Raw genomic sequence first — 23824 nt, forward strand, 5'->3', positions numbered from 1 at the left:
CCTCTCCCGGGCGGGTACGAGCGCCTGTGGTCCACAAGCGTGGGGAGAGGGGCTTGAACACTCAGTATCGGGCGTCGGCGGCGGGGTCCCGTGGTCCCGTGCCGGGCCTGAAGGTGTTCCCGTTGTCCGGGCGGCAGGGTGTCCGGGCGGCGGGCGAGGTCGTCCTGACGACACGTGCGATCTGGGAAGGCGTACTGGAGCAGGCCGTTCGCGAGGATGAGGACGTGTACTACCTGGAGTTGTCCGACGTGACGTTCGTCGACGTCGCGGGCGCGGGCGCGCTCGCGGCCGCCGCCGGGCAGCTCGGGTACGGCAAGCGGTTCGTGGTGCGACAGCCGCCGCCGGCCCTGCGGCGGACGCTGAACCTGCTGTGGCCCGACCACACCGGGATCGAGGTGTCGGTGTCATGACCGCTCCCGTCGCCGAACCCTTCGGCCCCCTCGAGCCCTTCGTCCATCCCGCGCTCTTCTACCGTGACGAGGCCGAGTACCTCGACGTCACCGTGCCCTTCGTGCGCGAGGGCCTGGCGGCCGGCGAACCCGTGGCCGTCGCGGTCCCCGGCAAGAACCTCGCGCTGATCCGGGACGCGCTGGGCGAGGCCGCCGAGTCGGTGCGGCTGCTGGACATGTGCGAGGCCGGCCGCAATCCCGGGCGGATCATTCCCGGTGTGCTACGCGCGTTCGCCGACGCCCAGCCGCCCGGGCGCCGGGTGCGGATCATCGGCGAGCCGATCTGGGCCGGGCGCTCCGACACGGAGTACCCCGCCTGCGTCCAGCACGAGGCGCTCATCAACGCGGCCTTCCGGGGCCGTACGGCGACCATCCTGTGCCCGTACGACACCGAGCGGCTCCCCGAGCGCGTCATCGCCGACGCCTACGCCACCCATCCCACGGTCATCCCCGCCGGCTCCCGGCTGGAGCAGGGCAGCGACGCGTACGCGCCCGGGGACGTCGTCGACCGCTACAACGAGGCGCTGCCGCCCGTGCCGGACGCGCTGACGTTCGCCTTCGACTCCGGCTCGCTCTCCCAGGCCCGGCACGTGGCCGTCGGGGAGGGCGCGCGGCTCGGGCTCACCGGCGTCAAGCTGGACGACCTGGCCCTCGCCATGGCCGAGCTGACCACCAACAGCGTGGTGCACGGCGGCGGTTCCGGGGTGCTGCGGGTGTGGGCCGAGGACGGGTACGTGGTGTGCGAGGTGTGCGACGGAGGGCGGCTCGCGGACGTCCTGGCCGGGCGCCGGCCCGTGCCCCGGGACCAGCGCGGCGGGCGCGGGCTGCTGCTGGTGAACCTCATCGCCGACCTGGTGCGGGTGCACCGGGGGGACAGCGGGACGACCGTGCGCTGCTGGTTCGCCCGCTGAGGGCGGGCCTGGCACTCCGGCGGCTCAGGCGCCCAGCGGATCCAGCGCCAGCGGTTCGATCCTGCCCTCCAGCATCGCGCCGAGGCCCTGCACGGCGCACACGTCCGGGCGCTCGGCGATGTGCACGGGCATCCCGGTCGCCTCACGCAGCATCTGGTCCAGGCCCGGCAGCAGCGCGCTGCCGCCGACCATCATGATGCCCCGGTCGGCGAGGTCGGCGACCAGGTCGGGCGGGCAGGAGCGCAGCACCTTGCCGATGCCGTCCAGGACCGCGGTGAGCGGCGTCTGGATGGCGTCCCGTACGGCGGCGGTGTCGACCTGGACGGAGCGGGCCAGGCCGGTGGCGACGTCCCGCCCGTGGATCTCCGTCGAGGCCGGGCCGTGCGGGGTGAGGCCGTTGCCGGACAGGGCGAGCTGCAACGGCCGTACCGACTGGCTGGGCAGAATCAGTTCGTGCTCGTGGCGCAGGTGCTGCACGATCGCGTGGTCGACGGCCTCACCGCCCACCGGCATGCGCTCGGCGGTGACGATCGACCCGAGGGAGAGCACGGCCACCTGCGTCGCCGCGGCACCGCACACCATGATCATGGTGGCCTCGGGCTGCTCCACGGGCAGTCCGCAGCCCACGGCGGCGGCGATCAGCGTGTCGACCAGCTCCACGCGGCGGACGCCGAGACCGACCAGCGTCTCGATGGTGGCGCGCTGGGCGAGCGGGTCGGCGTCGTGCGGGGTGCAGGCCGCGGCGCGCAGGATCGGCTTGCGGCGCAGGCTGCGGCGCATCTTGTCGCCGAGCAGGTGCCGCAGCATGCGCTGCGCCATCTCGATGTCGACGACGGTGCCGCCGGAGACCGGGTGGACCACCCGGATGTAGTCCGGTGTGCGGCCCGTCATCTTCTCCGCGAGCTCGCCGACCGCGATCAGCCCGCCGGTGCGGGTGTTCACTGCGGCGGCGGACGGCTGGTCGACGACGAGCCCGGCGCCCTTGACGTAGACGCGTGTGCGCGCCGCCCCCAGGTCGACGGCGAAGTGGCAGCGGCGCAACTGCTCCAGACTGGCGGTCATGGCAGGTCCTCCCGAGAGCACAGACCGTGGGAGGCCGCCAGGTGGCGGGCCTCGCAGACGTGGGGCCGCCGGGCGGCGGGCCTCCCTCGCATCGTGCGCGGGTGGGGACGGGGGCGCCTTTCGGAGGGGGCCGGGCGGGGCGCCGCCGAACGGGCGGTTCGGCCTCACAGGCGCTCGAGGGAGCGCGCGGCCTCCAGGAGCGGTGCCAGGGAGGTGACGGTGGTCTCGCAGCCCGCCTCGTCGAGCCGGCCCAGCCGCTGTGGGCGACCACCGGGCGGGCGCGGGCGGGGAGCCGGGCCGCTCCGTGAAGGTCACGGTCAGGCCCTCGCCGTCCCCCACGACATGCGCGAACGGTGCCGGGCGCGACGAGGAAGCCCGCTCCTGCCACCCGCCCCCGTGACTCGATCCGGGCGTGCCACTCGGCACTGTTCACGGTCCCACGGTCCCCCGGATCACCCCCAGCTCCACCAGATCCTGCGGCCGGATGCGGAGCTGGTCCGCTGTCGCCTCCACCTCGCGCGGCGGCCGCTTGAGGATGGCCGCCGCGAGCTCCGGCGCGATCACCGAGAAGTAACTGTCCGGGGTGGCCCAGGTGTTGCCGGGCGCGGCCAGCGCCAGCGCGCCGCCGGAGCCGCCCTCGCCGATCACCAGCGTCGTCACCGGGGTGCGGGCGCCCGCCACCGCGCCGAACAGGTCCGCGATCGAGGCGCCCGCGCCCTGCCGCTCCGCTGCCGCGTCGTTGGCGGCGCCCGGGGTGTCGACGAGGGTCAGCACCGGGATGCCCAGCCGGTCCGCGAGGCGGATCAGGCGGGCGGCGGTGCGGTAGCCGGCGGGGCGGGTCGCGGTTCCGGTCTGCGCGGCGTACGCGACCGTACGGCCCTCGTGCGTGCCGAAGCCGCACAGCATGCCGTCCGGGTCCGTGCCGCCGCAGCGGTCGCCGCTGATCGCGGCCCGGTCGGAGAAGTAGGCGTCCAGGTAGGCGGCGGCGCGCGGGCGCCGGGGTGAGCGGGCGCGCCGGACGGCGTCCCAGCCGGTGGCGGGCAGGCCCGTGTCGTCGCCGAGCGGTTCGGGCGGCGGGGCCGGTGTGGTGGACGGGCACGTCAGCAGCCGCAGCCACCGGCCCAGCGTCTCGCGCAGCTCCTTTGGCCGTACGACCGCGTCCGCCGCGCCCGCCGCGACCTGCGCCTCGGCCGTGTACGCCGACGGGTCCGCGTCCGCCGGCCGTACCCGGGAGCCGGCGAAGCCGACCTGGGCCCCGGGCAGCGCGAGGACCACGTCGGCGCCCGCGCCCAGGGTGGCCCAGCCGCCCCCGGTGGTCGGGTCGCGCACCACGGCGATCTGCGTGAGCCCCGCCTCCCGGGTGAGCGCCGACTGCCGGGCCACGCGCTGGAGTTGCGTCAGGGCGAGCATGCCCTCCTGCATCCGGCTGCCGCCGGTGGCGACCAGCGGCACGACCGGGAGGCGGTGCTCCCGGGCGTAGGTGTACGCCGCGACCAGCCGGTCGCCGGTGCGTTCGCCGAGCGAGCCGCCGAGGAAGCCGAACTCGAACGCGATCAGCACGGCCCGGATGCCGCCCACGCGGGCGGTGCCGCAGACCACGGACTCCTGCTCGCCGGTGCGCTCGGCGGCACGGGTGCGCAGGGCGTCGTAGCCGGGCCAGCCGAGCGGGCCGTCGGGCTTCGAGTCCCTCATGGGAGCGAGCAGTTCGGTGAAGGTGGCGTCGTCGGCGAGGGCGTCGGCGATCGCGCGGGCGGAGAGGCGCTCAGTCGCGGGCAGTCGCTCGGTCGCGGGGCGCTCAGTCATGGGGCAGTGCCCGCTTCATGATCTTCCCCATGTCGTTGCGGGGCAGGGCGCCGAGGTGATGGACGACGCGGGGTCGTTTGTGCGGGGCGAGCCTCTTGGCCACATGGTCCGCCAACTCGTCGAGTGACGGTGGGGACTGGGGATCCGCCGGTACGATCCACGCCACGATCCGCTCGCCCAGGTCGGCGTCCGGCTCCCCGGTGACGGCGGCCTCCCGCACCCCGGGGTGTTCCAGGAGCGCGTTCTCGATCTCCCCCGCCCCGATCTTGTAACCGCCGCTCTTGATCAGGTCGGTGGCCTTGCGGCCGACGATCCGGACATAGCCGTCGGGGTCGCGCACCGCCATGTCGCCGGTGCGGAACCAGCCGTCGGCGGTGAAGGCGGCCGCGGTGGCGTCGGGTCGGTTCAGATACTCGGTGAACAGGTTCGGCCCGCGCACCTGGATCTCGCCCACCGTCTCCCCGTCGTACGCGGTGACCTCCGAGCCGTCCTCCTCGACCAGCCGCAGCTCCACTCCCGGCAGCGGCACCCCGACCGTGCCCGGGCGGGCCTCGCCGTCGGCGCGGACGCTGGTGTTCATCAGCGTCTCCGTCATGCCGTACCGCTCGATCACCCGCCGCCCGGTCGCCGTCGCGATCCGCCCGTGGTCGTGCACGGGCAGCGCGGCGGAACCGGACACCAGCAGCCGCGCCCCGGTCAGCGCCTTCACCAGCTCCGGGTCGCCGGTCACCGCCTCCGCGATCCGGTGGTACATCGTCGGCACGCCGAACAGCATGGTCGCGCCCGCGTTCAGCTCCCGGGCGACGCCCTGCGTGCTGAAGCGGCCCAGGTGCCGCACCGAGCCGCCGCGCCGCAGCGGGCCGAGGGTGCCCAGGACCAGGCCGTGCACATGGAACAGCGGCAGTCCGTGGACGAGGACGTCGTCGCCCGTCCACTGCCACGCGTCGGCCAGCGCGTCCAGGGTCGAGGCGATCGCCCGGCGCGGGATGACGGCGCCCTTGGGCGGGCCGGTGGTGCCCGAGGTGTAGACGACCAGCGCCGGGTCGGACTCGTCGGCGTGCTCCTCGGGCACCGGCCCGGTGCCGTGCACGTCGACGTCGAGGCGAGGCAAGTTCCGCACGGCGGAGGGGAGTTGGTCGTCGGGTGCCGTGAGCACCAGGTCGGGCGCGCTGTCGGACAGGATGTGCGCGAGTTCCTTCTCGCCCGACTTCGGGTTGAGTGGTACGGCGGGGACGCCGGCCAGCAGGGCGGCGACGACGGCGACGGCGGTCTCCATGGTGGGGGTCGCCCAGACGGCGACCCGTGTGGCCTCGCCGATGCGGCCCGCGAGTGCGCCGGCCGCGGCGGCGAGCTGCGCGTAGGTGAGGGAGCGCTCGCCGAAACGGAGGGCGGGGCGGTCGGCCGGGGCGTCGGCCGGGGTTTCGGTCAGGGCCGGGAAGAGGGGGGTCACGCGTCACGTCTCCTTAGCTGTTGCCTGCGGTTGTCCGTGGGCGGCGGGGCTGTCTATCCCCATCCGGGCACGACCATCACCAGCCACGCCGCCGCCGGTACGACCGCCACCACGATTCCTCCGTACACCATCAGCTGCCGGAAGAAACGCTCGCGGTCCACGTCCGGGGCGGCGGCCAGCACGAGTGCGCCGTTCGTGGAGAACGGGCTCACGTCCACGACGGTCGCCGACACGGCGAGTGCGGCGACCATGCCGATCGCGCCGATCTCGCCCCGTTCCAGGAACGGTACGGCCAGGGGAATCAGGGCGCCCATGATGCCCACGGAGGAGGCGAAGGCCGAGACGAGTGCGCCGATGTAGCAGAGCAGGACGGCTGCCAGCAGGGGGATGCCGATGTTTCCCACGCCCTCGCCCGCCCAGGTGATGGTGCCCATCTCGTCGAGGACGCCTATGTAGGTGAGGACGCCGCAGATGAGGAGGACGGTCGGCCAGGCGATCTGGCCTGTTGCCTTGCGGCTGTCTTCCGGCCACAGGGTGCTGAGGACGACGGCGAGGGTGATGGCGGTGAGGCCGGCGTCCAGGTCGAAGACGAGGACGGCGACCACCAGGGCGAGGAGGGAGGCGAGGGTGGCTGTGCGGGAGGGGGTGAGGGTGGTCGTTTCCGTGCTCGGCGTGGGTGCCGGGGACGGGTCGGTCCGCGGCTCGGCGGTACGAGGCGCGGCTTTGTGTGGGACGGGTGCCGCCCCAGCGGCACCACTGCCGGCGGCTGTGTCCCCCCGCAGTTTCAAGCCGCCGCAGACGACGAACACCACGGCCGCGATGACCAGGTTCGCCGCGAGGGACGACAGGAACAGGACCAGCTCGTTGCCGGGGAGCTTCTCGCGTTCCACTATGCCGTTGACGATCGAGCCGTAGATGCTGATGGGGGAGAAGCCGCCGGCCTGGGCGCCGTGGACGACCATCGCGCCCATCAGCAGCGGGCTGATCCCGTACCGGGCGGCGAAGCTCAGGGCGATCGGGGCGACGATCGCCACCGCGGCCGGGCTGACCGCGCCGATCGCCGTGAGCGCGCCGGTCAGCGCGAACATCACCCAGGGGATGAGCGCCACCCGCCCCCGCACGAGCCGGACGGCGGCGTGCACCAGCCAGTCGGTGGTGCCGTTGGCGCGGGCGATCGCGAAGAGGTACGTGACGCCGACCAGGACGACGAACAGATCGCCGGGGAAGCCGGCGAAGATGCCGTCCGCGTCGCGATCGGCGACGAGCCCGCCGACCCCGAAGGCGGCGGCGAAGGCGAGCGCGCCCATGTTGACGGAACGGGTGGTGGCGATGACGAACACCACGACGAGGACGAGGATCGAGATGAGTTCGGGGGACATACGGGCTCCCGTCGTTGGGCCCCGGAGCGGCTGGGAGCACCCAGGAGAGTGGCCGAGTGGCTGAACCACTTGAGGTGCGTTGGCTGAACAGCGTGGGTGTGGCCCGGGCGTCCGTCAAGGGGGTACGCAAGAATTGGTTCAGCCACTCGGCCACTGAAAGGGGCCGGTGTTACGCTCCCGGCGAGAGGGGGACACCATGACCGACGCCCTGCGCCCCATGGCCAAACAGCGCCTCTACGAACAGGTGCTGGAGCGGCTGCGTCAGTACGTCGCCGAGGGCGGCCTGCGCGCCGGCGACCGGCTGCCGCCCGAGCGGGATCTGGCCCAGCGGCTCGGGGTGAGCCGCGCCTCGGTGAAGCAGGCGATCGTGGTGCTGGAGGTCCAGGGCCTGGTGGAGGCCCGGCACGGGGGCGGCACGTACCTCGTGCGGGACAGCCTCGACACCGAGCCGGTCGAGCGGATGGTGGAACGCCGCCGGCGCCTGCCCGACGTCCTGGAGGCCCGGGAGGCGCTGGAGACGAAGCTCGCCGAACTGGCCGCGGAGCGGCGTTCGGAGGAGGACCTGGCCGCGATGCGCTCGGCGCTCGCGCACATGTCGCAGGAGATCGCGGCGGGCGGTCACGGCGTGGAGGGCGACCGGCTGTTCCACGCGGCCGTGACGGCGGCGGCCCACAGCGCTCTGCTCGCGGAGTTCATGCGCTCCATCACCGAGCAGATCGCCGAGAGCCGCACCGAGTCCCTCCGTCAGCCCGGCCGCCCGTCCCGCTCCCTCTCCCAGCACCAGGCCATCCTCGACGCGATCGCCGCACAGCAGCCCCGCCGGGCGGCCACGGCCATGCGGCGCCACGTCCGTACGGTGGCGAAGGTGCGGTTGCTGGACTGGGAGCCGGGGGAGGAGGCGTAGCGCGGGCCGCGCTGTCAGGCGGCCCCGGCGGCACCGGGCGCCACAAGCCGCCGGTGCCGCCGGGGCGAAATCTTCCTGTGATCGGTGTCCTCGCCCGGTAGATCGGCCGGGGCGGTGCACGGCCCGTGGTCCTGGGCCGTCCGGGTCACGCCGCCACGACGTCCGCCACGACACAGCTGACGTTGTCCGGGCCGCCGGCCTCGTTCGCCGCCGTGACCAGGGCCCGGACGGTCTCGTCGGGGGCGGTGGGCGGGGTGAGGAGTTCCCGGATCCGGTCCTCGGGGACCACGCTCGACAGGCCGTCGGAGCACAGCAGATAGCGGTCGTCCGGGCGGGCGTCGTGCAGGCGGAGGTCCGGGATCGTGGGCGTGCCGTCGCCCGTCAGGGCCTTGAGGAGGAAGGCCCGCTGGGGGTGGGAGACGGCCTCCTCGGGCGTCAGGCGCCCCTCGTCGATCATCGACTGGACGACCGTGTGGTCGTGGGTGATGAGGAACAGTTCGCCGTCGCGCAGCAGATAGGCGCGGGAGTCGCCGATGTGCACCAGGGCCAGCCGCGAGCCGGTCCACAGCAGGGCGGTCAGGGTCGTGCCGATGCCGTCGGCGCCGTCGGCCACGTCCCGGACGGCCTGGGCAGCGTCCCGCACGGCGTCCTCCAGGAGGTTGAGGACGCCGCCGGCGGGGATCTCGTCCGTGTCCAGGAAGCGCAGTGCCTCCACGGCGGCGCTGCTCGCGGGCGCGCCCGCCGGTCCGAAGCCGTCGGCGACGGCGAGCAGCCGGGTGCCCGCGTACGCGGTGTCCTGGTTGGCGGGTCGGACGCGACCGGTGTCCGAGTGGGCCGAGTAACGCAGTTCCAGCATGGCGGTGTCCTCTCCGGACTCGTCCGAGTCCGCTGTCAGGTGAGCGACCAGGAACGCGGCGAGGTCCCGCCGTACCGCCGTCTCCGCCTCGACACGCGCCCAGTAGGCGCGGATCTCGCGGGCGGCGGCCGTGGCGTCGCGGTCGTGGAGCCGGCACACCTGGCGGATCTCGGCCAGCGGCATGCCCAGCCGTCGCAGCCACGCCACCAGCCGGGCCTGCTCCAGCTGCCCGGCCGCGTAGTACCGGTACCCGGTGTCCGGGTCCACCCGGGCGGGCCGCAGCAGGTCCAACTCGTCGTACAGGCGCAGCGCCTTCGGCGAGAGCCGGCACGCCTTCGCGAACGCGCCGATCGTCAGCATGTCCCGGTGCACCTCGCCACCTCCCTCCGGTTCCGCCCCCGATGCTGGGGTCTCACCGAAGGTGAAGGTCAAGCGGGCTGTTCCGGTTCCGGCGGGGGTTGTTAGCCTGCGGTCGATCATCCGATCGCACGAAGAGGGAGCCCTTTGTGCCCCGTGTCGCACTCGTCACCTACGACTCCGGTCCTGAGCCCAGCAAGGACCAGGACCTTCCCATGCTGGTACGGGCACTGCGGGACGCCGGTGCGGAGGCGGTCGCTGTGCCGTGGGACGCCCCCGGCGCCGACTGGGGCGGGTACGACCTCGCCGTGATCCGGTCGACCTGGGACTACAGCTGGCGGGCGCAGGAGTTCGCGGCGTGGGTGGAGCGGTGCGGAACGCTGACACGGCTCGCCAACCCGCCCGCGGTCGTGCGGTGGAACACGGACAAGCGGTACCTCGGGGATCTGGCGGCTGCCGGCGTGCCCGTCGTCCCCACCCGGTACATAGCGCCCGGCGAGCCCGCCGACCTCCCTGACCACCAGGAGTACGTCGTCAAGCCCACCTCGGGCGCCGGCGCCCGTTTCGCGGCCCGCTACACCCACGACGAGCACGAAACGGCCGTACGACAGCTCAAGCGGATGCACGCCGAGGGCTTCACGGCGATGGTGCAGCCGTACATGCGCAGCATCGACTCCGCCGGCGAGCGGGCCCTGCAGTTCTTCGGCGGACGCCTGCTGCACGCCAGCCGCAAGGGCGCGGTCCTCGCGCCGGGCACACCGTACGACGCCGACAAGGTCGCCCACCCCGACCTCGAACCCTGGGAGCCGACCGCCGCCGAACTCGACGTCGCCGGGCGGGCACTGGCCGCCGTCCCCGGGCAGCAGGACCTGCTGTACGCGCGCGTGGACCTCGTCACCGGGCCGGACGGGCAGCCGTGCGTGATGGAGCTGGAGCTGATCGAGCCGAACCTGTTCCTGTGGCTGCACCCGGACTCCGTGCCGAGGGTGGTCGAGGCAGTCCTGGCCGCCGCCGGCTGATCACGCGCCCAGATCTCAGCCCTGACGGCCGGTGACGGTCACCCGCTGCAACAGCCCCCAGGTGAACTCCGCGACGACCTCCCACCGCACACCCTGCGCGTCCGGCGCGGTGAACGCCAGGCCCCAGCGGGTTGGGGCCGTGCCCTCCAGGGGGCGGGCCGGGGCGAAGGCGCGGGCCGCCTCGTCGACCGTGCAGGACCAGGGGGTGAGATCGTCGAGCGTGCCCAGCTCGGGTCCCTCGGCGCCCGGGGCGCGGACCAGCCACTCGTTCCACACCGTGCCGTTCGGGGCCGTCAGCACCTCGAAGCGCAGGTCGGGCCAGAGCGGCACGGGCCAGAGCCAGGCCTCGCAGTCCAGGTCGCCGATCCGGCGGGGCGTACGGGACTCGGGTTCACCCAGCACCGAGCGGTACCGGGACAGGGGTGAGCGGGAACGCGGGGAGCGGACCATCGCCTGCCAGCGCTTGTTGGCCTCGCGCATGTCCGCGAGGGAGGCCCCCAGCTCGCGCCGGGCGTCCTCCACCGGGCCGGGGTTGTGGTCGGCCATGCGGCGCAGCAGCACCAGCTGGAAGTCGAGCGGTGTGAAGGGGCTAGCGGGGCGCTTTCCGGAGGGCATGGGAACCATCGTCGCCCACCGGCGCGGTGCCCGGGCGGCGGCCGTCCGGCAGGAAGAGCACCGAGTTGACGTAGCGCGGGCCCCGCAGGGCGTCGTACGGCAGGACGCGGCGCAGCAGGCCGTGCGAGACGACGTAGGAGGCGTCCGCCTGGTGCTCCTCCAGGGGGAACTTCGCCAGCGGCACCCAGCTGTCGCCGGGCAGGACCCAGCCGTCGTAGCCCAGCAGGTTCAGGTAGGTCACCACCGGGGCGATCGGCTGGATGCGGCACTCCAGCTCCACGAACAGGGCGGGCCGGTCGCGGGCCAGCAGACCCGTCGCGCCGCGCAGGACCGCCGGCTCGTTGCCGTCCACGTCGATCTTGATGAAGCCGACGTCGCGCAGCCCCAGCTCGTCCAGCGTGACGCACGGGACGTCCAGCGCCCGGCCGTGGATGTCGCGCCGGACCAGCGACGACACGCCCCGGTCGCCCGAGTCGTCCGACGGCAGCCACAGGCGGGCGATGCCCGGCCGGTCCGAGGCCGCCGCACGGATCACCCGCACGTTCGGCGGGACGGCGGCGGTCAGCAGACGGGCCAGATGAGGCACCGGTTCGATCGTCACCACGTGCTCGGCCACGCCGGACAGCCGGTGCGTCCAGGGCCCGTACCAGCCACCGACGTCCACCGCCGTACCGCAGCCCGGCGGGCACAGCTCGGCGAGCCGGGCCAGCTCCGGTTCGAACCGGGGGTAGAGCGCCCGGGCCGTCGCGGCCACCACGCGGGCGGGCAGGAGGGGAGCGAGCCGGGCGGCCAGACTGGTCATGGGGTCATCCTCTGGAGAAGTTCCTCGTGCTCGTCGTCCGACACCTGCTCGCCCGAGGACGGCAGCAACTGCGGAATGCCATCGACGATCGGATAGCGGCGGCGCAGACGCGGGTTGTACAGCGCCCCCTCCTGCCCGGCCTCCTCGGACAGCAGATGCAGCGGGCCCTTGTCCAGCGGGCACGCCAGAATCTTCAGCAGCGGGTCGTCGGGCTTCATGGGGATGCCAACTCCTTGGCTGGTGCGGGGGGTTGGGGAGCGGGGTCGTGTTTCGGCATGGTCAGCAGCACGGCGACCGCCAGGGCCGTGCCCGCCACCCGCAGCGCGAGCCGCAGCGGCTCGTCCGGCAGGGCCTCGCCGAACGACAGCGTGCCGAGCACCGCCGTGAACAGGGACGTCACGGTCGTGCACACCGGCACGATCAGCGAGGCCCGGCAGCGCTGGAGCGCCGCCTGCGACATCACCAGGCCGAACACGCCCGTGAACAGCAGCAGATACGGATACGGGGAGCTCAGCAGGTCCAGCACCGCGCCGCCGATCCCGCTGGTCGTCAGATGGCTCGACACGCCCTTGATGGCCAGCGAACTGACGCCGTACAGCAGCCCCACGGCCACCCCGTACTCGACGCCGGTCGTCGGCCGCCGGTGCCGGTTGCGGGCACGCCGCTCGGCGGAGCCGTACAGCCACAGCCCGGCCGCCAGCGACGGCACGCACACCAGCAGGATCAACGGGTACGGCGCCTCCTGGCTGACGGTGTCCGAGCCCTCGCGCAGCGACAGCACCACCATCAGCAGCGCGAGCAGGATCGCGGCCAGCGCGTACCGCTCCCGGCCGCTCGTCTCCTCCCCGAGCAGCCGGGCCGACAGCAGCACGAGCAGCACCAGGCCGGAGACGAAGATGCCCTGCGCGGCGGCGATCGGGAGCGTGCGGTACACGACGAGCTGGGCGCCGAAACCGGCGGCGAGGGCGAGGGAGCCGCCGATCCACAGGGGGCTGCCGAGGACGAGGCGCAACAGCCGGGCCGGCTGCCGGATCGTCACCTCGGGCAGCGCGGTGAGCGCCCGTTTCTCCAGCACGAAGCCCAGGCTGTACAGGGTGTTCGCCAGCAGGGCCGCGGCCACTCCCCACCACATGGGCTACGTCCTCCTGGCGTGCAGCAGCAGGATCGACGCGAGCTGCGGCCGCGCACAGGCCAGCCGGTCCAGCGGCCGCAGCGGGCGCGGCACACCGTGGAAGGGAGCGCCTTCGAGCCGTACGACGGCGAACCCGGACGCGGCGACGAACTCCCGTAGCGCGCGGGCGGTGTAGAGGCGCAGATGTCCTACGACCTCCCGGCCGGGGCGGCCGTGGATGCCGCGCAGGCTGACCTCCGAGAAGACCGGCTGGACGCCGGCGAGCAGCAGGGCGCGGTTGTACCAGGCGGCCAAGTTCGGCGTGGACAGCATCAGATGCCCGCCGGGCCGCAGGATCCGGCGGATCTCGTCGAGCGCCGCGTCCGGGTCGACGAGATGCTCGATCACCTCGCTGAACAGCACGGCGTCGGCCGACTCCGGCGCGAACGGCAGCCCGCCACCGGTGAGTTCACCGCGGACCGCGTACGGGATGCGGGTGCGGGCGCGCCTGAGGGCGTCCTGGGACCAGTCGACGCCGATGACGCGGTGGCCGGGCAGGAGCGGGGCGGCGGTGGCGGCGGCGGTGCCGTCGCCGCAGCCGATGTCGAGGATCGTCTGCGGCTTTCGGCCCGCCGGGCCGAGCGCCCCGGCCAGCATGCGGGCCTGGCGCAGGCTGCGCGGGGTGCCGGAGGCGACGGGGACGGCCGGGTTCTCGTAGAAGTCCCGCAGGTCGCGGGGCGGGCGGGCGGTGGTGGAGGTCGTCGGCGTCACGGGGTCACCTCCGTGGTGTGCAGATAGTGCTCGAACAGGTCGCGGAGGTGGGCGCCGTCGCCGTGGCTGAGCAGGGCCCGGGACCAGCGCAGGGCCAGGTGGAGGCGGCCGGCGGTGGAGGCGGTGGTCACGGTGAGACCGCGCGGCATCCGGGCCGGCGCCGAGAACCACACCGCGTGCGCGCGGCCCGTCTCCCCGCCGAAGTCCAGGGGGTAGGGGATACGGCCGATGTTGCTGAGCAGGGTCGTCGACGTCCAGGGCGCGGCGGCGCGGCGCAGGGCGCGGGTGAGGGCGGCGCGGGCGGCGACCGGGGCCCAGGGGGCGGTGAGGAGGGCGGCGCCGTGGCCCAGTTGGGGGCGGGGCAGGGACTTCAGGGCGCGGGTCCGCTCCGCCGTGCGCCGGAGGAGGGCCGGCATGTCCGGGTGGTCCAACTCGGCCGGGGAGAAAGGGACTTCCACCAGGCGGGTGCCGTTGCCGATGGGCATCGTCGTGTCCCGGGGGCGGTCGTCCACGGGCATCGTGATGCGGAGTGGGCGGGGGCGTGCGCCGTGCTCCCCGTTCCAGTGGGCGATGGTCAGGGCCGTGGTGACCATGAGCTGGTCGTTGACGGTGTAGGGGGAGCCCTTGGGGCGGTGAGGGAGGGGGAGCTCCGTCACCAGCATGCCGTTGCCGGGGGAGGGGTCGGGGGTGCCGGGCGCGACCCTCGCGGGGGGTGACCAGGTGGTCGGGGCGTCCGGGGGTTCTTGGAGGGCTTGGGGTGTACGGGTGGGGGGTGCTGCGGGAGAGTTGTCCTGGCCTCCATAGAGCTCTGCGGCGGTGGCCAGGATTCGGAGGCAGGCTGGGCCGTCGAGGGCGGTGTGGTTGATGGTGAGGAACAGGACTGTGCCTTGTGCGGTGCCGGCGTTGGTGTCCAGGGCGGGTGGGGTCGCGCGCCGGCGCCGGCCGGGTGCCGCTGCGCCCACCCGTGCCGCCCCAGCGGCACGACTGCCCGCAGCTAAGCCAACTACCTCAAGGCGTATCGGCGGCGACATGGACAGCGGTGGGGACTCCGTAAGGGCCCGGGTCCTCGCGTCCTGCAAGGCCCTCGGGCCCGCCGGCGTGAAGGTCACCACCTCCGTGTCCGGTTCGCCCGTCAGCTCCCACTCGTAGCGCCGCCGGTACCACGGCCCTTTCGCCTCCCGCATCAGGATCCGCGGGTGCCGGTGCAGGGCCTCCGTGAACGCCTTGCGCAGACGGGTCCGGTCGACCGGGCCGGGAAGGTGGACCTCGATGTGGACCGTCTCCGGTTCCTCCTCCTGGAGGCAGTGCCGGGACACCTCGTCCACCACCGGGAACGGGATGCGTACCGGTGTCGTCATACGGGCTCGCCCTTCCCCGTGTCCGTGGTCCTGGGCAGCTGCTGCGTCGGTGCCTCCGGGGAGGGCCCCTCCCGCAGACTCACCAGGCCCGCGAACAGGCCGATCAGCGCCAGCAGTTGGGCCGTACGGCCGAACGCTCCCGCGCCCGCGCCCACCGGCTCCCCGGCCCCGAACGCGGCAGCGATGCCCGCTCCCGCCAGTGCCGCGAAAGCGATCGGCACCAGCAGCGCGTGCCGCCGGGCCGCGAGCAGCGCCAGCGCCGGGACCAGCAGCGCCAGCCAGCCCGCGATCACGGCCCCGACCAGCGTCAGCGCCACCGTGCCGAGCCACAGGCCGGGCAGCGGCGGGGCCGGCTGCGGTGCGTCGGGGTTGGGGGCGCGGCGGCGCCAGAGGGCCAGGCCCAGCAGCACCGCGATGCCGGCGCCGCTGCCGATCAGCCCGGCGTCGTACGTGGTGGCCGGCTCGTACGACAGCTTGACCGTGCCGCCCGCGCCGGCCGGGATCCGCCAGCCCTGCTGCCAGCCGTCCAGCCGCAGCGGGGTGAGCTCCTTGCCGTTCAGGGTGGCCTTCCAGCCGTCGTTGAAGTTCTCGTACGTCGTCAGGTACGAGGCCGCGCCGGAGCCGACCGACACCTCGCGCCGGTCGCCCAGCCAGTCCCGGACCCGCAGCTCACGCCCGGCCGCGGCGGCCTCCGGGACGGTCCCGCGGGTCAGGGTGACGTCCGTCAGCGCCAGCGGGCCGGCGTCGCCGCCCTCCAGCCGGTGGTCGCCCGAGGCCAGCTCCACCTCGGCGTCCTTCCTGTCCTGCTGACAGAGCGTCACCTCGACGGGCCGCCGTTCCACCAGGTCACGCACGGTGCCCTTCGCACCCGTCCGGTACAGCTCGCCGTCCAGTGCCACGTCGGGCCCCTTGCCGCACGGGAGCGAGAACTTCCGGGTTCCGTCCGGCTGCGGGGTGCGGTACTGGTCGAGGGAGGGGATGTACGCCTCCGTGAGGCCCACCGGGAGCCGCAGATCCTCGTCGGCGACCGGGTTGTGCAGGGTCAGCGGGGCCGTCTCGGAGATCGTGATGTCGAGCCGGTCCGTGGTGATCGGCGGGAAGCGGACCCAGCCGTTCTCGTCGACGCCGGCGATCGTCGCGCCGTCCGGGGAGCTGATGTGCACCTGGGAGGCGCGGGTGGACAGGCCGCCCGCGGGGGCCAGGACCAGTTCGCCGACCGGCTGCTTGCCGTCCCAGCGCAGGTGGATCGTCGGCCGGTCTCCCGCGATCCACGCCGTCGTCAGATCGCCGTCGGTGAGGTTGCGGGCCGTGAGGCCCGCGCCGAGGCGCGCCGTGGAGTCGGCGGTGGCGACGATCCGGGACTGCTGCTCGGGGGCCACCTCGTACAGCAGCTCGTCGAGCTCCTCGCCCGGCACCGGCACCGCGCTCGCCTTCACCTCGTACGTCCCGGCGGCCGGTGTCGTGAAGCGGCGGTGCAGACCGGCCTCGGTGCCGGTCGCGGAGAGGCCGGTCGGGTCGGAGGCCCGGTGCAGGGAGACGACCGTGGCGTCCGCGGTCGCGTCGGCCGCGTCCGCCGGGAGCCGCAGCAGCCGTGTCACCCGCACGTCCGGCAGGTCGATCTCGGAGAAGCCCGCGCCGGTGAGCCCGGCCCGGCGCTCCACCGAGTCCACGATCGTCAGCTTCATCCACCGGGTGCCGCCCTCGGGCGCCCTGACGCGCTGCGCCGTGCCGTTCGGCCGCAGGAAGCTCGTCCGCTCGCCCTTCTCCGTCTCCACGCGCACCTTCGTCGCCGCCGCCCGCACGCTCTCCTGCGGCAGCGGCGTGACCTTGAAGGAGGACGGCATGTCGTAGGAGCCGGTGAAGCCGATGCGCAGCCACTGCCCGTCCGGTGTGTCGGGCGCGCCCTCCGTCCACGCCGTGTCCGGGTTGCCGTCGAAGGCGTTCACCGGGTCGTACTGCGGCAGGTGGAACAGCCAGTTGCCGTACGAGGAGGCCGTCACCGAGCGGGCGCCGCGCAGTTCGGCCACCGTCTGGTGGTCGGTGCCCTCGGCCGGCAGGATCTGGCGCGGCTTCTCGCCCGGGTCCTGCTGGGCGTCGGGCGCGTTGCGCTCGTCGCGCGTGTACGTGTACGACGTACCGGCGTTGACCACGCCGAACCGGGTGTCGGCGCGCCGCATCCCGTCGCCCACCACCTGCACCGCCGGGGTGCCGAGCCCCGGGTGGTTGTCGCCGGTCAGGACGGTCGCCCGGCCGCGTAGCCGGGACGCCAGCGGCAGCAGCGCCTCCGGGCCGCCGGACACGACGGCCGTGTCGGAGACCGGCATGAGTCCCGCCTGCCCGGGCCGGACCACGTCCTGCCCGGCCGGCCGGTAGATCTCCACCGCCCGCTGCCGCGGGTACAGCCCCTCGACCTGGAGCGGGGCGTCGTGCGCGAGCCGCCCTCCGGTCATCACCGGCCCCAGCCCCGTCACCCGCTCGTACCCTGACTGTTCGAGGGTGCGCTTGACGGTGGTGGTCGGCACATGGCCGATCTGGTCCGGGTCGAGATCATTGCGTACGACGACGTAGAACAGCCCTGCCCGGCTCAAGTAGTCGGCCAGCCCCGGCACTTCGGCACCGGACATCAGCGCCTGCTCGACGGCGTCCATCGCACGCCGGTTGCCGGGCGTGCCGAACGGGACGTAATCGCGCTGCGCCCACCGCGACTCGGCGAGCACGTCGAGCGGCTGGTCGATGGGCGAGCCCCAGGTGTAGATGCCGTGCGCGGTCGCCGGGACGACCAGGGCGCGCGAGTCGGGCGAGTACTTCTCCAGCCAGTCGGCCGTGGCCTGCCAGTAGGCGGGGAGCTTCTGGAAGGAACCCGGGTTGAGGATCGAGCCGTTGAGGTACGGCCACAGCAGCCCCGGCAGGATCAGCACCGACGCGACCAGCGGGGCGAAGCGCCGGCCGCGCACCGGGCGGGCCCCGCGCGGCTCGGCGGCCACCCCCACCAGATGGGCCAGGCCCAGCACGAACGCCAGCGCCAGGCCCGTCTGGAACTTGTAGATGTTCCGGAACGGCGACAGCCAGCCGTCCAGCCAGCCCTGCACGACCCCGTGGAACGGCGCCCCGAACGCGCCGCCGTACCCGGCGAGCAGCACCAGTGCCGCGGCGAGCGCCGTCAGCACGAGCCACCGCCGCTCGGGCATGTCCCGCCGGGCGAGCCCGGCGAGACCGAGCCCGGCCGCGAGCGCCGAGCACACGATCACGACGACCGACGAGGCCACGGCCCACCCGGCGGGCAGCCACGCCTCACCGAAGTGCAGATAGGCGACCCAGTTCCCGGCGCCGCGCAGCGCCTCGGTCGCCGACATGGTGTCCGTCGTCGTCTGCGCCGTCTCGATATAGGGGAGGAAGTTCTCGCCGTAGACGCCGAGCAGCAGCAGCGGCACCCACCACCAGGCCGTCACGACGAGCACGGCCGGAGCCCACCAGGCGATCAGCTTGCGCTGCCGCGGCCCGGGCGGCCGGGACAGCAGGTACAGCCCCACCGGCAGCAGCGACGCCAGGGTCGCCGAGGCGTTCACGCCGCCCATGAACGGCACGAGCAGCGCCGACCGCAGGGCCGCGACCCGGGCGGCGTACCGCTCGTTCGTCAGCGGCAGCAGCACCCACGGCAGGAACGCGCCGGGCAGCGCGGCGGCCGACGTCGACCCGATCACGGTGGTGAACACCGGCCACAGCGCGTACGCCACGGCCCCCAGCAGCCGGGAGGCACCACTGCCCACCCGCAGCCGCTCGGCCAGCCGCAGCGCACCCCAGAAGGCGACGGACACGATCAGCGACATCCACAGCCGCTCCGCCAGCCACACCGGCAGCTGTACGAGGTCGCACAGCCAGTAGAACGGCAGCATCGGCCACAGATAGCCGACGTACTGGTCCTGGATCCCGCCGAACCCGGCCCGGTCGTGCCACAACTGCCCCAGGTCGGCGAGGAACTGACCCGGGTCGACCGTCACACCGAGCTTGGTGTCGAAGGTCTGCCGCCCGGGCCGCACGGCCAGGAACAGCACGAACGCCACGGCCCAGAAGCCCAGCAGCCAGCGCCGCGACCGCGGGCCCTCGGGCGGACCCGCCGCGGTCGCGGTGGTGGGGACGGCTGCCGGTGGAGGAGCCTGGACCGTGGTTGTCATGTAGGACACCGCCGCAGGATGAGGAGGAGGTTCCAGGTGGCGAACTCGCGGATGACGGGGGCCTTGACGACGGCCTCCGCGAGGAACGGCCAGTAGCGGGAGCGCGCCGAGACGACCGTGACGTCGTCCCGGGCACGCACCTGCCGCAGGGTGGATCCGATGTGCACCGCGAACAGGTTCTCGCCGAGGGCGTGCTTGGCGGGCCTGCCGGTCCGCCGCAGATAGCGGGCCCGGGCCCGCTCGGCACCGAAGTAGTGCCACGGGGCCCACTCGTGCCCGCCCCACGGCGACAGCCAGTTGGTGAACGACACGTAGATCAGCCCGCCGGGCCGCGTCACCCGGGCCAGCTCGCTCAGGAACGTCTCCGGGTCGGCCACGTGCTCCAGCACGTTCGAGGAGAAGGTGACGTCCGCGACACCGTCCCGGAGGGGCAGGAGGTAGCCGTCGGCGACGACGGCCGAGTCGGGTGGTTTCTCGCCGAGTTCGGCCAGGTCCGGTTCGAAGAGGAACGCTTGCGCTCCGCGCCGGCGGAACTCCTCGGTGAAATACCCGCTGCCGCCGCCGACGTCCACGACGGTACGCCCGGCAACAGGACCGTCGTAGGCCTCGACCTGATCGGCGGCGTCCCGGGCGAGCAGCGAGTAACAGCTCTCGGGATCGTCCTGCTCGTGGAGGAACGCCCGGAACAGGGCCAGCGATCTGCGAAAGGAGGGGTCGCGTTCATACGGGCGAACCACCGCACGCCGCCTCACGGGGCCCAGCCCCTCACCGCCTCCGCGGCAACCACACGGAACTGCCGCACAGTCCGGTCCCACCGGAACTGCGCCGCCCGTTCCCGGGCCGCCTTCCCCATCAACTCCCGCCGCGTCCCGGACAGGCCGAGCGCACACCACGCCGCCGCGAACGACGACTCACCGCGCGCCAGAACCCCGGTCTCCCCATCCACGACGGAGTCCTTGAGCCCCGGCACGTCGAACGCCACGGTCGGCGTCTGTCGCGCCGCGGCCTCCGTCACGACCAGACCCCACCCCTCCACGGCGGAGGGATGCAGCAGCAACCAGGCCGCGCACAGCAGCCGGTGCTTCTCGGCCTCCGACACGTATCCGGTGAACTCCACGCCGGGACCGGCGAGTTGTTCCAGCCGTGCCCGCTCGGGGCCGTCCCCGACGATGACCAGCCGCCCGCCGGTGACGGGCCGCACCCGCTCCCACAGCCGCAGCAGCAGATCGATCCGCTTGTACTCGACGAGCCGGCCGACGGCGACGAACAGCGGTTCGGGGGAGCGCTCGGCCCGCGGCCCAGGCTCCTCGACCCCGTTGTGCACGACCCGGATCCGGTCCCGCTCCACGCCGATCGCCCGCAGCGCGTGCGCGGTGGAGGAGGACACGGCGACCAGCAGACTCCGCTGCTGCGCCCCGGTCAGCGCCCAGTGCTCGAGTCTTCGCCCGATCCGCGCGGCCGGCGCCAGCGGCCCGCCGAAGCGCATCTTCCACAGGTCGGTGTGGACGTGGTTGACCAGGCACAGCGTGGGCCCGGGGTGCCACAGCGGCGCCAGGTACGGCATGCCGTTGCACACCTCGACCAGCAGATCGCAGTCACCGACCTGGCGGGCGAAGGCGGACCGGGCGCGCAGATAGTGCCCGTACGGGCCGCCCGCCGACACGACCCGGTAGTCCCGGAAGGCCGCGGGGCCCCCGCACAGCAGGGTCACCTGGTGGCCGAGCCGGGTCAGGCCGTCGGCGAGCTTGTCGACCAGCAGCTCGGAGCCGCCGGCGGACGGGTTGTCCAGATCGCGATGGGCGAGGAAGACGATCCGGCGCGGATGTGGGGGGAGCGCCGGAAGGTGCTGCTCCGCGCTGGGGGACGCGGCGCGCAGCGAGGACGGTACGTGCTGGGGCATGGGTGCTCCAACTCGTCTCGGGGTGCGGAACTCAGCGTGGGGAAGGTGTGGCTCTGGGGGGTCTGGCTGTGGGGGGCCTGAGCCCTTCCTGGGTGGGGAGCGTGGACGGGATGTGCTCGGGTGGGGTTGGACAGTTTTCGCCCGGACGTTCTCCACGGCTACTCACCGGCGTGACAATTTCGGGCTTTGTTGGAGCTGACGTCACATCACATCGTGAGGGTGGGCTGGGGCGTACCGGATGTCTCGGACGGAGTGGGCTGCTCCGGCTCCTTCCGCCCACGCGCCACCAGAACGCCACCCACCACCGCGAGCACCACACCCGCCACACCGGCCCCGATCGGCAACGTCGTGCCCACCAGGCGCAGTTGACCGCTGTCCCGCTTCGCCTGCCGCACGGCCTCCTTCTGTGTCGCGGTCGTGAACGAGATCTTCCGGCTGTCCAGCAGTACCGCCGCGTCCTTCTTCCCGCCCGGTGCCCGCAGCGTCCGCCTGGGCCCGGTCTGCGCGTAGATCACGCGGCCGGTGGCCTGGTCGACGACCAGCTCGAAGCCGTGGTTGGAGTACCACTCCTCGGCCAGCACCTGCGGTCGCTCGGGCTGGTCGACGAGGCTGCCCGGCACCATCCGCGTGCCGGTCCTGGTCGGCGGCACGGAGCCGGTGAACTTGTAGCCGGTGTGGCCCTGGACCTTCGCGGTGCCGCGGTAGCGCAGCACGACCGTGTCGCCGAGGGTGTTGTCCCACCACTGGTACGAGCGTTTCCGCACGTCGAAGGGGAACTTCAGATAGGCCTCGCCCTCGATGTACGGCTTCTCCCCGCAGCAGTGCACGGGCCGGGTGGTCTTGCGGTCCATCACCCAGCGGTGCGGCGTGAAGTCCAGGGCGTCATGCGGGTCGGCGGCCGGCAGCGACTTGTCCGTGTCGACCGTGGTCGTCACGTCCCAGACGGCGTTGCCGCTGCGTTCGCTGTCCTCGACGTCGCCCCGCACCCGCTGGGTCACCGTGATCTTCCGGTCGGGGACCGTCTCGATCCGGTCAGTGTCGAAGACGCTGCCCCGGCCGGTGTAGACGGCGGTGGTGTCGATGTCGATCGGGTTCACCGCGGCACGCGGCTGGACGTACCAGGCGAGCAGGGGCGCCAGCACCAGCAGGAACGTGCCGAGACCCAGCAGGACCAGCGAAAAGGGAGAGGTTGTACGGCGCATCCGGGCACTCCAGTGGCTTGGGACGGCTCGACGTACGAGAGGGCCGGCACGGCGGGGAACGGCGCGTGTGCGGCTGGGCCGGGAACCGTAGGCCGCTCTTGACGGGGTGTCAATGCTTGTCGAGACTGGGCGCGACGGGCAGGGACGGGATGCCGGGGTGGGGGACGACCTCCGGACGATCTCCGGACGAATCCGGACAGAGAGGCTGACCCTGCGATGTCGAGACTGCTCGCTGCCGCGCTGACCGTCGCGCTCGCCGCCGCCCTTGCCGTGGGCGCCGCGCTGGGCGTCGTCGCGCTGCTCGAAGCCACGCCCGACCAGCCGAACACCCCCCTGATCACCTACGAGCAGGCCGGGCAGGGGAGTTGACGGTGACGGCCGCCCGCACCGGAACCGTCACGTCTCGCTCGGCCTGGCACGACGTACCGCGCTTGCAGGTGCGCCGGTTCGCGGCGATCGCCATGGCCGAGGCGCCCGCCCTCGCCGAGGAGATCCTCTGCGAGATCCAGCGCGAGTACCCGCATCTGCCCGTCGTCCTCGACGACTCCGGCGAACCCATGGCCCTGGTCGGCATCCGGCGCGCCATCGAGGTCTTCGTGCAGCACCTGGAGCACTCCGAGGGCCGGCCCAGCGTCCCGCCCGGTGTCTTCCAGGACTTCGGCCGCGGCGAGGGCCTCAACGGCCGTTCGCTCGACTCCCTCCAGGCCATCTACCGCATGGGCGTACGCCTGGCCTGGCGCCGCTTCGCCGACATCGGCCAGCGCGTGGAGATCCCGCCCCCGGCGATGTACGAACTCGTCGACGCGGGCTACGAGTACCTGGACGGCCTGGTCGACCAGTCCGTGCGCGGCTACGCCGAGGCCGCGGCCCGCCAGGCCGGGGAACGCCTGCGCCTCCAGCGCCGCCTGATGGAACTCCTGCTGGCCGAACACCACCGCGGCGACCCCGCCGAGGCGCTGACCGAACGGGCCGCCCGGATCGGCTGGCCCTTACCCGGGAAGGTCGCGGTCGGTGTCCTGCTGCGCCCCGCCCGGGAGGCCATGGCCCCCGCGGTCGGGCAGGGGGTGCTGCTCGACATGGAGTACGAGCAACCCCGCATGGTCGTGCCCGACCCGGACGCGGCAGGCCGCCCCGAACTCCTGCACCGGGCCCTGGCCGGCTGGTCCGGCGCGATCGGCCCGCCGGTCCCGCTCACCGACGCGGCGAAGTCGCTGCGCTGGGCCGAGGCCGCGGTACGCCTCATGGAACGGGACCTGCTCCCCTGCGGGGAGGTCCTCTACTGCACCGAGCACACCGAGGCGCTGGTCCTCCTCCAGCCCGAGGAGCTCATCGACGACCTGGCCCGCAGATGCCTGGCCCCTCTGACCCACTGCGGCCCGACCCACGGCCGTCGCCTCGCGGAAACCCTCCTGGCCTGGCTGGAGACCCGCGGCGGAGCCCCCGAGGTCGCGGCCCGGCTCGGCGTCCACCCGCAGACGGTGCGCTACCGGCTCCGCCAGATCCGGGAACTGTGGGGCGACGAGATCGACGACCCCGACCGCCGCTTCGAACTGGAACTGGTCCTGCGCGCGCAGCGGCTGCGGGGGGAGCTGGGGGCGGTGCGGGGGCGGGGGGGGGGGGGGGGGGGGGGGGGGGGGGGGGGGGGGGGGGGGGGAAAAAAAAAAAAAAAAAAAAGAAAAAAAAAAAAACAACACACACCCCCA

At 73.4% G+C, this 23824-nt stretch carries 20 protein-coding genes and 1 pseudogene; 6 read left to right on the forward strand and 15 right to left on the reverse strand.

Features of this window, described 5'->3' with window-relative positions; translation table 11 throughout:
• Positions 1-53: 53 nt before the first annotated feature.
• Together AC07F0_RS16280 and AC07F0_RS16285 are read left to right on the forward strand one after the other, a co-directional pair.
• Positions 54-410 (forward strand): STAS domain-containing protein, encoded by a 357-nt coding sequence (locus AC07F0_RS16280; RefSeq protein WP_478979340.1) that lies wholly within the window; start codon positions 54-56, stop codon positions 408-410.
• On the forward strand, positions 407-1360 hold the full coding sequence (locus AC07F0_RS16285) for an anti-sigma factor RsbA family regulatory protein (protein WP_478979343.1): 954 nt from the start codon (positions 407-409) through the stop codon (positions 1358-1360). Before AC07F0_RS16280 ends, AC07F0_RS16285 begins: the two co-directional genes overlap by 4 nt.
• A gap of 24 nt (positions 1361-1384) precedes the next feature.
• Here AC07F0_RS16285 and AC07F0_RS16290 read toward each other — a convergent pair whose 3' ends face one another.
• From AC07F0_RS16290 to AC07F0_RS16305, 4 genes are all read right to left on the reverse strand, one after another.
• The gene (locus AC07F0_RS16290) at positions 1385-2422 is read right to left on the reverse strand and encodes a rod shape-determining protein (RefSeq protein ID WP_436731716.1); all 1038 of its coding nucleotides are present in this window, start codon (positions 2420-2422) and stop codon (positions 1385-1387) included.
• 429 nt (positions 2423-2851) lie between these two features.
• Entirely contained in the window at positions 2852-4225 is a 1374-nt protein-coding gene (locus AC07F0_RS16295; RefSeq protein ID WP_478979346.1) for a carboxyl transferase domain-containing protein, read from the reverse strand.
• Entirely contained in the window at positions 4218-5675 is a 1458-nt protein-coding gene (locus AC07F0_RS16300; RefSeq protein ID WP_478979349.1) for an acyl-CoA synthetase, read from the reverse strand. The genes AC07F0_RS16295 and AC07F0_RS16300 overlap by 8 nt, the downstream gene beginning before the upstream one ends.
• A 53-nt stretch (positions 5676-5728) precedes the next feature.
• Entirely contained in the window at positions 5729-7054 is a 1326-nt protein-coding gene (locus tag AC07F0_RS16305) for an SLC13 family permease (protein WP_478979352.1), read from the reverse strand.
• 196 nt (positions 7055-7250) lie between these two features.
• Here AC07F0_RS16305 and AC07F0_RS16310 point away from each other — a divergent pair, with 196 nt between their 5' ends.
• A complete protein-coding gene (locus AC07F0_RS16310) occupies positions 7251-7958 on the forward strand; it encodes a FadR/GntR family transcriptional regulator (protein WP_478979355.1) in 708 nt (235 codons plus the stop codon).
• 145 nt (positions 7959-8103) lie between these two features.
• Here AC07F0_RS16310 and AC07F0_RS16315 read toward each other — a convergent pair whose 3' ends face one another.
• Positions 8104-9174, reverse strand: a complete 1071-nt coding sequence (locus tag AC07F0_RS16315; RefSeq protein ID WP_478979358.1) for a MerR family transcriptional regulator — start codon at positions 9172-9174, stop codon at positions 8104-8106.
• Positions 9175-9320: 146 nt separating this feature from the next.
• Between AC07F0_RS16315 and AC07F0_RS16320 the strand changes: the two genes are divergently transcribed.
• The gene (locus AC07F0_RS16320) at positions 9321-10190 is read left to right on the forward strand and encodes an ATP-grasp domain-containing protein (RefSeq protein WP_478979360.1); all 870 of its coding nucleotides are present in this window, start codon (positions 9321-9323) and stop codon (positions 10188-10190) included.
• A gap of 15 nt (positions 10191-10205) precedes the next feature.
• On the opposite strand, the gene AC07F0_RS16325 is transcribed toward AC07F0_RS16320, so the two are convergent.
• The 10 genes from AC07F0_RS16325 to pgfA form a co-directional block, all read right to left on the reverse strand.
• Positions 10206-10814, reverse strand: coding sequence for a hypothetical protein (locus AC07F0_RS16325; protein ID WP_478979363.1), 609 nt, complete (start codon positions 10812-10814; stop codon positions 10206-10208).
• Positions 10780-11607 carry an FkbM family methyltransferase gene (locus AC07F0_RS16330; protein ID WP_478979366.1) on the reverse strand — a complete coding sequence of 276 codons (828 nt, stop codon included), beginning with the start codon at positions 11605-11607 and terminating at the stop codon, positions 10780-10782. The genes AC07F0_RS16325 and AC07F0_RS16330 overlap by 35 nt, the downstream gene beginning before the upstream one ends.
• Positions 11604-11825, reverse strand: coding sequence for a Trm112 family protein (locus AC07F0_RS16335; RefSeq protein WP_478979369.1), 222 nt, complete (start codon positions 11823-11825; stop codon positions 11604-11606). The genes AC07F0_RS16330 and AC07F0_RS16335 overlap by 4 nt, the downstream gene beginning before the upstream one ends.
• Positions 11822-12727, reverse strand: coding sequence for a hypothetical protein (locus AC07F0_RS16340; RefSeq protein ID WP_478979903.1), 906 nt, complete (start codon positions 12725-12727; stop codon positions 11822-11824). Before AC07F0_RS16340 ends, AC07F0_RS16335 begins: the two co-directional genes overlap by 4 nt.
• A 15-nt stretch (positions 12728-12742) precedes the next feature.
• Positions 12743-13489: a class I SAM-dependent methyltransferase gene (locus AC07F0_RS16345; RefSeq protein WP_478979372.1), complete on the reverse strand. Its 747-nt coding sequence runs from the start codon at positions 13487-13489 to the stop codon at positions 12743-12745.
• Entirely contained in the window at positions 13486-14847 is a 1362-nt protein-coding gene (locus AC07F0_RS16350; RefSeq protein ID WP_478979375.1) for a condensation protein, read from the reverse strand. The genes AC07F0_RS16345 and AC07F0_RS16350 overlap by 4 nt, the downstream gene beginning before the upstream one ends.
• The gene (locus tag AC07F0_RS16355; protein ID WP_478979905.1) at positions 14844-19019 is read right to left on the reverse strand and encodes an alpha-(1->3)-arabinofuranosyltransferase; all 4176 of its coding nucleotides are present in this window, start codon (positions 19017-19019) and stop codon (positions 14844-14846) included. Before AC07F0_RS16355 ends, AC07F0_RS16350 begins: the two co-directional genes overlap by 4 nt.
• Positions 19016-19756 carry a class I SAM-dependent methyltransferase gene (locus tag AC07F0_RS16360; protein ID WP_478979378.1) on the reverse strand — a complete coding sequence of 247 codons (741 nt, stop codon included), beginning with the start codon at positions 19754-19756 and terminating at the stop codon, positions 19016-19018. The genes AC07F0_RS16355 and AC07F0_RS16360 overlap by 4 nt, the downstream gene beginning before the upstream one ends.
• An 11-nt stretch (positions 19757-19767) precedes the next feature.
• Complete coding sequence (locus tag AC07F0_RS16365) at positions 19768-20919, reverse strand: glycosyltransferase family 4 protein (protein WP_436729437.1); 1152 nt, start codon at positions 20917-20919, stop codon at positions 19768-19770.
• Positions 20920-21125: 206 nt separating this feature from the next.
• On the reverse strand, positions 21126-22121 hold the full coding sequence (gene pgfA, locus AC07F0_RS16370; RefSeq protein WP_478979381.1) for a cell envelope lipid trafficking protein PgfA: 996 nt from the start codon (positions 22119-22121) through the stop codon (positions 21126-21128).
• Positions 22122-22337: 216 nt separating this feature from the next.
• Between pgfA and AC07F0_RS16375 the strand changes: the two genes are divergently transcribed.
• Positions 22338-22490, forward strand: coding sequence for a hypothetical protein (locus AC07F0_RS16375; RefSeq protein ID WP_010042314.1), 153 nt, complete (start codon positions 22338-22340; stop codon positions 22488-22490).
• 2 nt (positions 22491-22492) lie between these two features.
• Positions 22493-23731 (forward strand): annotated as a pseudogene (locus AC07F0_RS16380) (PucR family transcriptional regulator); the annotation flags it as partial.
• Between the last annotated feature and the right edge of the window lie 93 nt (positions 23732-23824).

The organism is Streptomyces sp. NPDC045955 (genome assembly GCF_056430805.1).